This window comes from Methylocystis sp. MJC1, from assembly GCF_026427715.1.
GTDB lineage: Bacteria > Pseudomonadota > Alphaproteobacteria > Rhizobiales > Beijerinckiaceae > Methylocystis.
Genome location: NZ_CP107558.1, coordinates 3094747 through 3106757, shown reverse-complemented (window position 1 = coordinate 3106757; position 12011 = coordinate 3094747). Strand labels below are relative to the sequence as shown.

The window sequence follows — 12011 nt, the reverse complement described above, 5'->3', positions numbered from 1 at the left end:
TTCACAAGCTTGGCCGATAGCGAGGCAGGTCTACTTTCGGCGCTGGATAAAGCGTTGGTTCCAGTGGCGAATAACCCACTCAAGGAAAAGACTTGCTGTGACGTCTAGCGTAGCGCCGAGCTCAGCAACCGCGCCAATCGCGCCCGGCCAACGCCACCTGCATTTGCGCGACGCGATAGGCGTCGGTCAACGCAAAAGGCCCAGCGCCGTCGCCGATCGACCCCGCGTAAACGAACTGCTCCACCAACCACTCGCTCTCGACCAAACTGCCAATTTCGTAATCACTCTGCTAGGCGTGCTTTTCTCAGCAGCTAGCTCTTGACACTTTCGAGGCCCGTGGCATCTTCGCACCCTATGTATTGGGGGCGGACCAAGCACGATCTTTTTCGGCGCGCGATTGTCGCATGCGCCTTAGTCTGCTTGCTCGCTCTCCAATTCGCGCCGCTCTTCGGCCTCCTCAAATGGGCGGATGCTCCTGGCTTTTCTCCGACCGCTGAGGCCGCAGGCGCTTTGTGCAGCCCCGATGGCGGCCATGGGCCGGCACAGGGGCATGATCATAATCAGAGCAAATGCTGCGCCTATTGCTTGGCGAGTGGCCGGGCCGCTTCCTTGCTCGCCTTCGCGGTCATTTACGACGCCATTATCTACCTGCCGGCCGAGACGCAGGGCGTTTCGCTCGACCGGCATGCCGATCATTCCAGGCCCGCCGCGGGTTGGTTGATAAGCTGGTCGTCGCGCGCGCCGCCCGTTTCCTGAAAAATTCAGCCATGCGCGAGCGCGTGGCGCCCATCCATTTTCTCTTGCCCTGAGGCGCAAGGGGATTTTCGACGCTTATGGCGCCTTTTTCTGACGCCGCCCGAACCTCCTGAAGTGGTTCGCCTCGGCTGACGGACAGGAAATGTCCGAGGGCAAAATGCAGCTCATCCGCCATCTTTTCGAGAACAACAAGATACAGCTTCTGAAATTCCTCACGCGCCGCGTGGGCAGGGAAGCCGCGCCCGATCTTCTTCAGGAAACTTACGCCAGGATGCTGGCGATCGGCGACGGAAAGGATATCGTCGATCCGTCGGCTTATCTGCGCCGAACCGCCGCCAATCTGGCGACCGATTTCGCCCGCCGTCGCCGGAACGATTTCAAGGTGCTGGTTTTCCACGACGATGCGCCCGAGGCGCTATCGCCCGAAGCGACCCCCGAAGAGAACATGGAGGCCCGCGATGCGTCGCGACAGCTCGACGCCGCGATCAGGATGCTTCCCCCGAAATGTCGGGAGGTCTTCACGATGCGCATGCATGAGGGCATCGGCCACGACGAGATCGCCAGGCGCTTGGGCATCTCGAGGAAAATGGTGGAGCGACATATGAGGATCGCCATCCAGCGGTGTCGCACGGCGGTGCAGTAAGCTTTTCCCGAGCGAGGCTTTTGCCTTTTCTGCTGGGCAAGGCAATATAAGCAAGCAGCGCGCCTATTGTTGGAACCGCAGAAGGGGGCATGGCTTCGCCCGCATGAACCACGAACATGATCGGTCCAAGGGCGACGGCATTCACGACGTCGCGGTCGACTGGTGGGTGAAGCGCGACGCCGGCGGCATGTCTCGAGCGGATCGCCGCGCCCTTGAAGTATGGCTCACCGAGCCGGAGCACAGACAGGCCTTCGAAGAGGTCGAGCTTCTTTGCTCCCAGGTGAGCGCCCTGCGACCGGAAAAGGCGCGCGCCAAGGCAGCGGCGTCCCGTCGCCGAACCGCCTTCTTTGCGTCTGCGATGCTCGCGGCGTCATTGGCGTTTGTGCTTTTATGGGGCGAGCTCTCTCTCCTCTTGCGCGCCGACTTCCGAACGGCGACGGGAGAGACGCGGACCGTCACGCTGAATGACGGATCCCGCGTCCATCTGGGCGCCAAATCAGCCATCGCGGTGAATTATCGCGAGGCGGAGCGCAAGGTGACGCTGATTGAAGGCGAGGGCTGGTTCGAAGCGACGCCGGACGCATCTCGTCCCTTTGTCGTCGCGGCGGCGTCGGGGTCGGTGACGGCGTTGGGCACGACTTTCGACATCGCCCTGATCGGAGATAAAGCGCGCGTTACAGTTGCAGCGAATCGCGTCGCCATTTCCAATCGGGGGGACGCAGAGATCGTTTCGGAAGGGCAGCAAAGCGTTTTTGGACCAGGCGTGTCAATTTCGAAGCCCACCGCCGTCGATGTAAACGACGAAACGGCCTGGCGGTGGGGGAAGCTGATTTTCAGAAACCGGCCACTGGGCGAAGTCGTAGCGACTCTTGCACGCTATCATCAGGGATATCTTCTGACGCCGAACGAGGCGGTGCGTCAGCTGCGGGTGAGCGGCGTCTTCGATGTCGACGATCCTCTCGGAGCGCTCGAAACAATCGAACAGTCGCTGAATATAAGGGCGACGCGTCTCACCAATTATTTCGTGATTCTGCACGGATAGTTACAGGAAAGAGACGAGCCGTTAATCCACGAATTTCCTGTCGCAGCTTTCGGGTTCTCTCCGTCATTGCGAGGAGCGTAAGCGACGAAGCAATCCAAGGTAGCTACGGCGGCCCTAGATTGCTTCGTTTCGCTCGCAATGACGAGCCGACTTTTTTCGGAAAGCAAAATCGCCCGCCTTTCTGGGGGATGGGGGCGGTCGACCCCGATAAAAATTTTAAGCGTCAAACGTTTCCAAACCAGCCGCCCGCTCGTCAGAGGAAACAGAGGGACGAAAAGTCCCCTTGGTTTCCTTTGGGGTGGCTATGACGACCAAATTCGGGCTGCGGAAAAAGTTAGCGGGGACGACGGTAATTGCCATAGGGATCGGAATGAAGGCGGCCGGCTTCGGCACTCCTGCCGTCGCTCATGCGTCCATGACTCAGAAAGAGCTCGCCGAGGCGGTCAGGAATTATCAAATCCCCCAGGGTTCGATGGACCTCGCTTTGAACAGGCTGGCGGATGAGAGCGGCGTGCGGATGATTTACCGCTCGCAGCTCACTGAAAAGCTGAAAACGTCAGGTTTGACCGGCAATTATACGCTCACCGGCGCGCTCGACGCCTTGCTGCTTGGAACCGGACTCCATTACCGGCTCAGCGAGAGTGGCGAGTCTGTTTCGGTGGTGTTGGCGCAAGCCGGCGATGTGGTCAATGACGCAAGCCCGCGCGGCGCGCATTCCTTGCCGACAATCGACGTGGGGGCGGCGCAGGCGCAGCCAGCTCAGCCGGCGTCACGGGGGGGAGGGAGCGGCCGGTATGGCGCTGGCGCCTCGAACGGGAAGGGGGCTTTGGGCGGGCGGCTGACGGGCTATAACGCCGCCACCGCGACTTCGGCGCTGAAAATGGATGCGCCGATAATGCAGATTCCTGTATCGGTGCAGGTCGTCACGCGCCAGACCATGGACGATCAGCAGGCAATCAGCGTCAAGGATGCCGTCGTTTCAAATGTCAGCGGCGTGACCTTGCAGCCCAGTTTTCTCGAAATGTTGAAGATTCGCGGTTTCTCAAATTCTGCGAACACTTATAAAAACGGTCTTATCGAATACAGAATGCGTGGCCTCGACACGACTAATCTGCAGTCGATCGAGGTGTTGAAGGGGCCTGCGGCGATGCTTTACGGGCGTGTGGAGCCTGGCGGCATCATCGACCTCGTCGTCAAACGCCCGCTCGACACGCCCTATTATTCTGTCGAACAGCAGGTTGGGTCGTTTGGCAATGTGCGAACGACGCTCGACGCCACCGGACCGGTGACGACCGATAAGTCCATTCTCTATCGATTCAACGGCGAATTTTACCGCACGGACTCTTACCGAAACTTCGTTTCCGACAGAAACGTCTTCATCGCGCCAACGGTTTCATTTCATCCGATCGAGCAATTTCGGATGAACATAGATTTCGAATACCAGCGCCGGGATTATGTCGACGATTACGCCCTGCTGCCGGCTTCCGGCGGATCGGTCGCGAATATTCCGCTGAGTCGGTACCTCCAAGAACCAAATCTTACGACCAAATATCCCGATAAGATGGATAAGAAGCGCATCGCCTATGATTGGACATTTGATCTAACAAAGGACTGGAGTCTGACGAATCGCTTGAGCTATACAAATATTGGATATAGCGTAAATGACACGTCAAGTAGTGGATTTAATCCTATTACTGGAATACTGAATCGCACTGTAAGTTTTATACGAGGAACGGATAAGAACTTCGCAACAAATCTCGACCTAAAAGGAAAGCTGACGACCGGCGTCTTCAACCATGCAATGCTGCTTGGATTCGATTATTTCAATACATTTACGCCGCCGTATCTATCATACTTTGCTCCAATAAATACGATCAACATCTACAACCCGACTTATTGGCAGCTCGCGAACCCATACAGGGGTCCGTCCTACCTTATGCTCGGGCAGCAGTGGACGGGCGTCTATGGTCAGGACATGATTTCTTTCCTAGACGACAAGGTGCACCTATTGCTCGGAGGGCGGTACGATTGGGCTAAATACAGCATCAATTCGAATTCGAGTACAGCCTTCCTGGCCCAGGCGACCTATGCAACTCAAAGCGCCAACGCGTTCAGCCCCCGGATTGGCATATCGGTCCAACCGCTACCTTGGATTACGGCCTATGGCAATTTCAGCCGATCCTTCGGTACGAATAATGGCTTGAACCAGGGGACTCCTCTCGCGCCCCAACGCGCCGAGCAATTCGAAGGCGGCGTCAAGGCGGAGTTCTTCGACAAACGGCTTATGTTGAGCGTCGTCTATTTCGACCTGACCAAAACCAATGTGCCGACGCCGGATCCTACCAACGCCAGGAATACACTTCTGATCGGCAAAGCGCGAAGCACGGGTCTGGAAGTCGACCTCACCGGACAAATCAATGACCAATGGAGCGTCATTGCGAATTATACGCATGATGATGTCCGGACAGTTTCGGGTTCCCCGCTCAACCCGCTGACGGAGATCACGACGCAGAGGCCCGTCGCCGGTTTTGTATTGGCCGGAAGTCCGCGCAACTACGGCAATATTTGGTTGAAATACGACGCCGACGGCATGTTCAAGGGGCTGAGCCTGGCGGGTGGCGTCAATGCGTCGGGCAATTTCTTTGGCGACAATGCGAATTCATTCGTGTTGCCCGGATATGCGCTGATCAACGGAATGATTGCATATTCGACAAACATCGAGGGGCTGACCGTCACCGCGCAGCTGAACGTCAAAAACCTCAATAACGCGATCTATTATCCATCGTCGATGGACAGGTTCACCGTCCAAACCGGCGTGCCGCGCACCTTCCTCGGGTCGCTGAGGGTGGAATTCTGAAGGATCGTCCCCTCTCCGTCTGCGCGCCCGTCACATTTACGGAACGGCGTTTCCCGCCAGCGCGCGGACCCTGGCGGTCAATTCGTCCAAAAGGAACGGCTTGCGCAGAATTTGGATATTTGGCGCGAGCTGCATCGTTTCCAGCGAATTTCCCGCATAGCCGGTGATCAACAGCACGGGCAGTTCCGGCTGCTTGGACTGAGCGGTCTCGGCTAGTTGTCGCCCGTTCAAACCCGGCAGGCAGATATCGGTAATCAGCAGATCCAGCGGCGCGCCGGACTCCAGTTCCTTCAGGCCGGCGAGGCCCTCGCTGGCTTCGACGACGGTGAAGCCCAGTTGAGCGATCGCCTCGGCAATTTGCGCGCGCACCTCTGCCTGATCCTCGACGACGAGGGCTTTTCCTCGATGGGTCGAATGGGGAGAAGCGGCCGCTTCGACGGTCGGGGGGGCTTCGGCGACGCTATCTGGTAGCAGCTCGTGCCCGGGTAGGTAAATCCTCACGCTGGTTCCCCCGCCAGGGCGGCTGTCAATCCGCACGAACCCACCGGATTGCTTCACGAAACCATATATTTGGGACAAGCCCAGGCCCGTCCCTCTGCCGGTCGGCTTTGTCGTGAAGAAAGGTTCGAAAACCCGGCTGAGGACCTCCCGGGTCATGCCCTCGCCGCTGTCGGTGACCTCGATCTCGACGTAGTTTCCCGGCCGTGCGCCGGGGGTGTCGGGGTCGGCGATCAGCTCCCGATCCGCCGTGGCGATTTGAAGCGCGCCGCCTTCGGGCATGGCGTCGCGCGCGTTGATGGCGAGATTCAGTAGAGCGCTCTCGAGCTGCGAGGGGTCGCAGGTGACGTTCCAGTGCGCCTGGCCCAAGCGCAGCTGCAGCTCGATTTCAGGCCCCAGAGTCCGCCGCAGCATCTCTTCCATTCCGGCGACGAGCTTATCGGGCTCGATCACGCGCGGCGCCAAAGCCTGGCGCAGAGAGAAGGCGAGCAATCTGTTGATGAGGCTCGACGCGCTATTCGCGGCTTTTTGTATGGCGGCTACCGACGGCTTTATCTCATTGCCGCGCCCACGCTCGATCTGGTGCTCGATGACGCTGATCGATCCCACGATCACCTGGAGCAAATTGTTGAAGTCATGCGCGACACCGCCCGTCAGTTGCCCGATCGCCTCCATTTTTTGCGATTGAGCCAAACGTTCTTCGCTCTCGCGAAGCGCGGCGTTGGCCTGCTGCAATTGCGCGATCGACGGAAGCGAGAGAAAACACGGCAGCTTCCACCACAGCGCGACCGCCGTGGAAATCGAGGCTAACGCCGTCGCCGCTTTGACGACTCCCTGAATGCCGTAGAGCGGCGTCCACAGCGTGGCCAAATCGAGCCAATGGGTGGTGCCGCAAAGCATGATGAAAGCCGCGAACAGCCAGAGCATGGGTCGAAAGACGAGATCGCCCCGCCGTCTACCGATAATGCCGAGCGCCATCGGAATGGAAAAATAGGCGACCGCGATCGCGGTATCGGAAATCGCGTAAAGCCAAATCAGCTCGGGCTCCCAAAGCAGGCAGTATCCATGGGGCGCGAGGCCGGACGCGCCAAACAGCCAGTCACTCAACGCGGATAACATGTGCCGCAACTCCCGAGGCCGAGAAACTGCTAAGACTCCGTTGATGCAAGTACCTGCATCGGGAGCCGTTTCGGCTATGCTCCCCAAGCAGGTGCAGGCCGGAATTTCAAGCTACGCCATGCACATAAAGTGTCGAGGGCGGCTGTTTTTCGCTCCGCGCCGCCTTGCTGAGCGGACGTAAGCTTTAGTTTTCCGACAGCGAAGACTTTACGGCGTTATGGAAAGCGGCGCCCCGCAGGACGCCCTTGCCATTGCCGCACGCAATTTAACACGGCGCTCCTCTGCCGCCTGCAGTTTCGCGCGAAGGTCTTCCTCGGCGACCCCTTGCCTGCCGGGGTCTGGCCGTATCCCATATCTGCGCCCTTGCGAAGCGTCGAAGAGGGAGACGCTATGTTTTTGGCACAGACCTACGAGATCGTTTTCTTCTATTGGGGTGAGCTCGAGCACGATCGGCCTGTCGCGCAGAAACGGATCGTTGCGGACGAGGTCCTCGCTGAAGATCATGTCGCTCTCGTCGAGAATGACGACGTCCGTTGGGGCGCGCGCGATGGCGGCGCTGGCTCTGGCGTAGGGGGCCGCAAAGTCGTGCGCCTGCTTTGCATGCGCTGGGAAAAGGAGGAGTGCAGCAAAGAGGCTCGAAACGGCGACAGTCGATCGGCAAGCCGCCGTCTGCACGGCGCTTGCCTGCGCTGTAACGCTGATCCAGCCATAGGCCGCGAGCAGCGCCAGATTGCCGATCAGCCCGTGCAAATAACGGTAACCCCAGCCATGGCCTTGATAGGTCATGACGATCGTCATCGCGTAAAGCGTCAGCGCGACGCCGGCGGCCAGCTCGCGCGCAATGCCCGATCCCTGACGTATCTGGCCATAGGCGAGGAGCGCCAAAGGCAGAAGAAGCGGGTTCTGCCAGCTGACGAAGCGCAAAATGTTCATCAGCATGATGGCGAAGCCGTTCCTCTCGCCGGTGAGGATCTGCTCCACTGCGCGACTGATGAAATCGAGAAGTCCCGCGCCTCGCGCACTATCCGACGCCATGCCTTGAAGCTCCAGGGCGATCTGGAAGTAGCGCATCCAGAACAGGCAGATCAGCGCATAGCTGACGCTATAGACAAGCGCCAGAACGCGGCGCTTCTCCCACCACAGGCGAAGGATGAAGGGCGCGACAAAGAGAGGATGAAAAACAACCTGATGTAAGCCGCACGCGAGCGCGCCGATGAGAATGGCGCCCGCATGTCCGGCTTTGTCGTTGCGGAGAAACAGCGCGAGCCACAAGAGGTTGAGCGCCAAATGGGCGGTCATCGCATAGCTCGTCATCGCGGTGACGAGCGCCTGCGGGGAGGTGGCGATCAGCAGTGGCGCGATAATGGCGACGTCGCGGCGGTCGGGCCAAAGCCGCCGTGCCACGCTATAGGCTGCGAGGACGGCGATCGCCAACAATATCGGGCTCGTGAGACTGGAATCGGCCCATAAGCCGACGAAAGCGCGAAGCAGGGCGTTGCCGGGGAGATATTGGGAAGCAAAGCCCATCTGATCCGCGATGGGAAGCATGAAACGCGGGGCAAGCGCTTGCGAGAACGGGCGCCACTCCGGCTCGACGGGGGCAATCAATTGACCCGTCCGCAGGACCACGGCATCGAATTCGGCGAGAATTTCATCTCGGGAAAGATGGAGCCCGTCAAACACGAGGCTCGAACCGATCGCGCCGCAAAGAAAGGCTAGTGCAGCGAGTCCGAAGGCGACAAGGCGGGTGGGGACGCGGGGAAGCGCCGCGGAAAAGACTGTGGGGAAACGCAAAAAGGTGCAAGCGACCAGGAGAGCGGCAGTCGCAATAAGCCAGAAACTATCCTGCGTGCGGAAAAAATACTCCGTCAGCCACGCCGCCGGTCGAAGCGGATAGAGCGTGAGCGCGACATAGGCGCCGGCGATGGCGGCAAGTGTGGACGCGGCGCAGAGGATCAGAGCGTGACGCAGCGCCAAAGGCGCGCGGCTTTCTGCGCCGCCCTCACAAGAAATGTCTTTCCTACGGAATGCAATATTCATGGTGGAAACCAAATCTGAAAAGGTGCGCGGCTCAGCCCGCCTTGCGATCCAGGCGTCTTGGTTGGTTCGGCTCCTGGCCCGCTTGTTCCGGCCGCCGCCCAGGCTGCGAAAGATCGATAAATTTCGCTTCATTGCCGTTAATGATCGCGAGCAGAAACCCGCCCAAAGCGTTTTGCGCCCCGAGAACGATCAGCGTTGTTCCGAGGACCGCGGGTAACACATTGCCTATCGCCGCGAAGTGATGCCCGGACCAATAGCCGATCACGCCGAGGAGAATGGCGAGACCCGCGGCGACCGCCCCGGCCCCCGAGACAAGCATGGCTTCGAGCGTCGCCCATTTGGCGAGGCGCGCCTCCCAGAGGGCGGGCCGGCGATAGCCTTGTCGGCGCCCATAGAGGTGGCCTGCGGTCGCGAGAAGCGTGGCGACGTGCGAGAGGCCGAGAAGCGCGCCAGCCAGGATGATCCAGTAATTGCCGAAGAACGACTCTTTGGCCGATCCCAGAAGCGCGTTCGAGCCGGCGACGCCGAGGATGACGAGTGACAGTGCCGCCGCAACGGCCGCTGGCGCGGCGAAGACCCATGCCGGGCTCAGCATCAGCAGAAAGCGAAGATGCCGCCAGCCGTCCCGCCAGGGACGCAGATGCGGCGCGCGCTCGCGCAGATCGCATCGCAAGGTCACCGGCGTTTCGGCTATCTTCTGCCGCTTGAGCGCCGCTTTGATGATCATCTCGCTGGCGAACTCCATGCCCGAGCCGCCGAGCGCCAGTCGCTCGAAACAGTCTTTCGTCAAGGCGCGCAGGCCGCAGTGCGCGTCATCCACTCTCGCGCCGAAGAAAAGATTGAGGATGAAGGTAAGGGCGGGATTGCCGATGTAGCGATTTTTCCAGGGCATGGCCCCGGTTTCGATGCCGCCCTTGAAGCGCGAACCCATGCAGAGATCTGCGCCTTGCACAAGGGCGCGCACCATGGCGACCGATTCGGTGAAATCATACGATCCATCCGCATCGCCCATCACGAGATAGGTTCCGCTGGCCGTCTGCATGCCGCCGATCAAGGCGGCGCCATAGCCGCGACGCTCGACATCGACAACGCGCGCGCCCAGCGCCCGCGCGATCAGCTGGCTGCCATCCGTGCTGCCATTGTCTGCGACAACGATCTCGCCGGAAAGGCCGAGCTCGGCGCGCATACGCTCCAGCGTTTGGCGGGCGTTCACGATGCAGGTTGGAAGCGACTTGGCTTCGTCGAGGCAGGGCATCACAATGGAAACGTCGGGCCCGCGAGAACAATCCCCCGAGATCGCAATCAGACCGGTCATAAACATCCTCGGACCTTAAGGAACCAGCAGCGCAGTTAGCATCAAGCCTGCGGCGATCCTGACGAGGGAGGGTTTATCGACGATTAATGGCGCGCCGGCCCACGGTGCACGAGAGGGGGCAGCGCCGCGTCAGCGATGCGAACGGGAACCCAGCGCAAAAGCGGCGCGATTGGCTGGGGGTTCTGGAGTGAAGCCGCCCCTCAGGCCGCGAGCCTTGGACGCGCCATGCTGCAATCGACCAGGAGATCGGGTTCCGCGGCGCTGTGACGGCCCGAGGCGCGGAAATGTTTTAGCTCTCTTTTTAGCGGGCAGTCTTCGGCGCAGCAGTTCTCGATGGAGGAAAGTGCGGTCGAGACGCCCGCGCGGATCAGCGGCTCGCCGCGCGCGTTCTTGACGCGGATGAAAGCGCCTTGCCAGCCCGCCAATTTGAGCGCCAGGGCCTCGACCGCGCCCCATAAAGCGCGTTCGTCCGGGAGCGAGAGAAGCGTGGTCTCGGGCCGGACTTTACCGCGTTCGATGATCTCGAAAACGAAATCCGCCATTGCAGCGCTCCTGTCTCACAGGCAAATGCGATCGGATAGCGGCCCCGGAAAAAACATAGGAATGTTACTGCTCGAAGACAAAAGACGCTGGCGGCGGCTTTGGCGCGCGTTCTCACGCGGGCTAAATCGGGCATATCGCTCTTTCGCCATAGGTTACGCTCGCTCTCTATTTTGGCGGCTTGACCAGCAAATTTGCTTTCAACAAAGCCATCTCCGATTGTATCTTTTGCTATGCTTCCCCGGCATGGGAGCTTTGGGCCGCCATTTTTTGATTCCGGCGACTCCATGCGTGGCGCGTCAGTTCCCGGCGTTTTGACCCTAAACCAGGCGAGAGCATGCATATTATCGCATTCGTCACGCAGAAGGGCGGGGCCGGGAAAAGCACGCTGGCGAGCAACGTCGCTGTCGCCGGCCATCTTGCCGGCGAGCGTGTTTTCATCTGCGATCTCGACCCCCTGCAGTCGCTCGTGAAATGGTCGAAAGCGCGCAAGGCGCTCGATATTCCCGTCGAGCATATCCCGCCGGGCAAGCTCGCGCCCGCCTTGGCGGCGCTCGAAAGTCGGGGCGTCACGCTGGCGGTTATCGACACGCCGGGGTCCGATCTGGCGGCTTCCGAAGAGGCGATTCGAGCCGCGGATCTTTGCCTGATCCCCGCGCGGCCGAACACGCTCGACATATGGGCGAGCGAAGCCACCCTCGGCAAGGTGCGATCCTGCGGCAAGGACTACGCTTTCCTTCTCAACCAGTGTCCGCCCGCCCAGCAAGGGGTCCGCGTCGAGCGCGGCGTGCAGGCCTTGCAGGAGCTCGGCGCCCTGCTGGCGCCGCTTGTCTCCACCCGCGTCGATTATCAGGACGCCATCCGCCTCGGCCTCGGGGTCGGCGAGCTCAATCCCGATGGCGCCCCCGCGCGCGAGATGCGCCGCCTCTGGACGTCGCTGCGCAGGCGGCTCGAGGAAAAGGCTAAATTGGCGTCCGAGACGCAGGCTTCCCTGCTCCCATACCGGAGCTTCTTCGATCAGGCGATCAAGGCGCATGACCTTTACGCCAGCTTCCTCAACGCGCTTCTGCCGGCCAATCTGGCGAGGCCGGCCGAAAAAACGCCGTCCAAGGACGCTGCCGAGCGGCGTGGGCATTCTTGATGATTCGCCGCTCGAACCTTCTGATGGAAGCCGGCGTTAGGAGCCTGTTGGCGCCCGCGC

At 60.3% G+C, this 12011-nt stretch carries 10 protein-coding genes; 4 read left to right on the top strand and 6 right to left on the bottom strand.

Annotated elements, in window-relative coordinates; translation table 11 throughout:
* Positions 1 to 121 precede the first annotated feature (121 nt).
* Both OGR47_RS14985 and OGR47_RS14980 read right to left on the bottom strand, forming a co-directional pair.
* On the bottom strand, positions 122 to 244 hold the full coding sequence (locus OGR47_RS14985; RefSeq protein WP_256445931.1) for a hypothetical protein: 123 nt from the start codon (positions 242 to 244) through the stop codon (positions 122 to 124).
* Positions 245 to 411: 167 nt separating this feature from the next.
* Positions 412 to 696 carry a hypothetical protein gene (locus OGR47_RS14980; RefSeq protein ID WP_246729721.1) on the bottom strand — a complete coding sequence of 95 codons (285 nt, stop codon included), beginning with the start codon at positions 694 to 696 and terminating at the stop codon, positions 412 to 414.
* Positions 697 to 898: 202 nt separating this feature from the next.
* Between OGR47_RS14980 and OGR47_RS14975 the strand changes: the two genes are divergently transcribed.
* The 3 genes from OGR47_RS14975 to OGR47_RS14965 all read left to right on the top strand — a co-directional run bounded on the left by OGR47_RS14975 (position 899) and on the right by OGR47_RS14965 (position 5298).
* Positions 899 to 1399 (top strand): RNA polymerase sigma factor, encoded by a 501-nt coding sequence (locus tag OGR47_RS14975; protein ID WP_246729720.1) that lies wholly within the window; start codon positions 899 to 901, stop codon positions 1397 to 1399.
* Positions 1400 to 1502: 103 nt separating this feature from the next.
* Positions 1503 to 2441, top strand: a complete 939-nt coding sequence (locus OGR47_RS14970; protein WP_165053239.1) for a FecR family protein — start codon at positions 1503 to 1505, stop codon at positions 2439 to 2441.
* Between the two features lie 304 nt (positions 2442 to 2745).
* Positions 2746 to 5298, top strand: a complete 2553-nt coding sequence (locus OGR47_RS14965; protein ID WP_165053236.1) for a TonB-dependent siderophore receptor — start codon at positions 2746 to 2748, stop codon at positions 5296 to 5298.
* A 36-nt stretch (positions 5299 to 5334) separates the two neighbouring features.
* Here the strand turns inward: OGR47_RS14965 and OGR47_RS14960 are convergent, their stop codons facing one another.
* The 4 genes from OGR47_RS14960 to OGR47_RS14945 all read right to left on the bottom strand — a co-directional run bounded on the left by OGR47_RS14960 (position 5335) and on the right by OGR47_RS14945 (position 10812).
* Complete coding sequence (locus tag OGR47_RS14960) at positions 5335 to 6915, bottom strand: ATP-binding protein (protein WP_165053233.1); 1581 nt, start codon at positions 6913 to 6915, stop codon at positions 5335 to 5337.
* Between the two features lie 207 nt (positions 6916 to 7122).
* Positions 7123 to 8955: a hypothetical protein gene (locus OGR47_RS14955; protein ID WP_165053229.1), complete on the bottom strand. Its 1833-nt coding sequence runs from the start codon at positions 8953 to 8955 to the stop codon at positions 7123 to 7125.
* A gap of 31 nt (positions 8956 to 8986) precedes the next feature.
* Positions 8987 to 10270: a glycosyltransferase family 2 protein gene (locus OGR47_RS14950; RefSeq protein ID WP_165053226.1), complete on the bottom strand. Its 1284-nt coding sequence runs from the start codon at positions 10268 to 10270 to the stop codon at positions 8987 to 8989.
* A 200-nt stretch (positions 10271 to 10470) separates the two neighbouring features.
* The gene (locus OGR47_RS14945) at positions 10471 to 10812 is read right to left on the bottom strand and encodes a hypothetical protein (protein WP_165053223.1); all 342 of its coding nucleotides are present in this window, start codon (positions 10810 to 10812) and stop codon (positions 10471 to 10473) included.
* Positions 10813 to 11147: 335 nt separating this feature from the next.
* Here OGR47_RS14945 and OGR47_RS14940 point away from each other — a divergent pair, with 335 nt between their 5' ends.
* A complete protein-coding gene (locus OGR47_RS14940; RefSeq protein WP_165053220.1) occupies positions 11148 to 11951 on the top strand; it encodes a ParA family protein in 804 nt (267 codons plus the stop codon).
* Positions 11952 to 12011 lie beyond the last annotated feature (60 nt).

Excerpts from the sequence above, each read along its gene's own strand:
- OGR47_RS14950 (WP_165053226.1), bottom strand. The coding sequence starts at position 10,270 with ATGACCGGTCTGATTGCGATCTCGGGGGATTGTTCTCGCGGGCCCGAC.
- OGR47_RS14940 (WP_165053220.1), top strand. The coding sequence starts at position 11,148 with ATGCATATTATCGCATTCGTCACGCAGAAGGGCGGGGCCGGGAAAAGC.
- OGR47_RS14975 (WP_246729720.1), top strand. The coding sequence starts at position 899 with ATGTCCGAGGGCAAAATGCAGCTCATCCGCCATCTTTTCGAGAACAAC.
- OGR47_RS14960 (WP_165053233.1), bottom strand. The coding sequence starts at position 6,915 with ATGTTATCCGCGTTGAGTGACTGGCTGTTTGGCGCGTCCGGCCTCGCG.
- OGR47_RS14945 (WP_165053223.1), bottom strand. The coding sequence starts at position 10,812 with ATGGCGGATTTCGTTTTCGAGATCATCGAACGCGGTAAAGTCCGGCCC.
- OGR47_RS14980 (WP_246729721.1), bottom strand. The coding sequence starts at position 696 with ATGATCGGCATGCCGGTCGAGCGAAACGCCCTGCGTCTCGGCCGGCAG.
- OGR47_RS14970 (WP_165053239.1), top strand. The coding sequence starts at position 1,503 with ATGAACCACGAACATGATCGGTCCAAGGGCGACGGCATTCACGACGTC.
- OGR47_RS14955 (WP_165053229.1), bottom strand. The coding sequence starts at position 8,955 with ATGAATATTGCATTCCGTAGGAAAGACATTTCTTGTGAGGGCGGCGCA.
- OGR47_RS14965 (WP_165053236.1), top strand. The coding sequence starts at position 2,746 with ATGACGACCAAATTCGGGCTGCGGAAAAAGTTAGCGGGGACGACGGTA.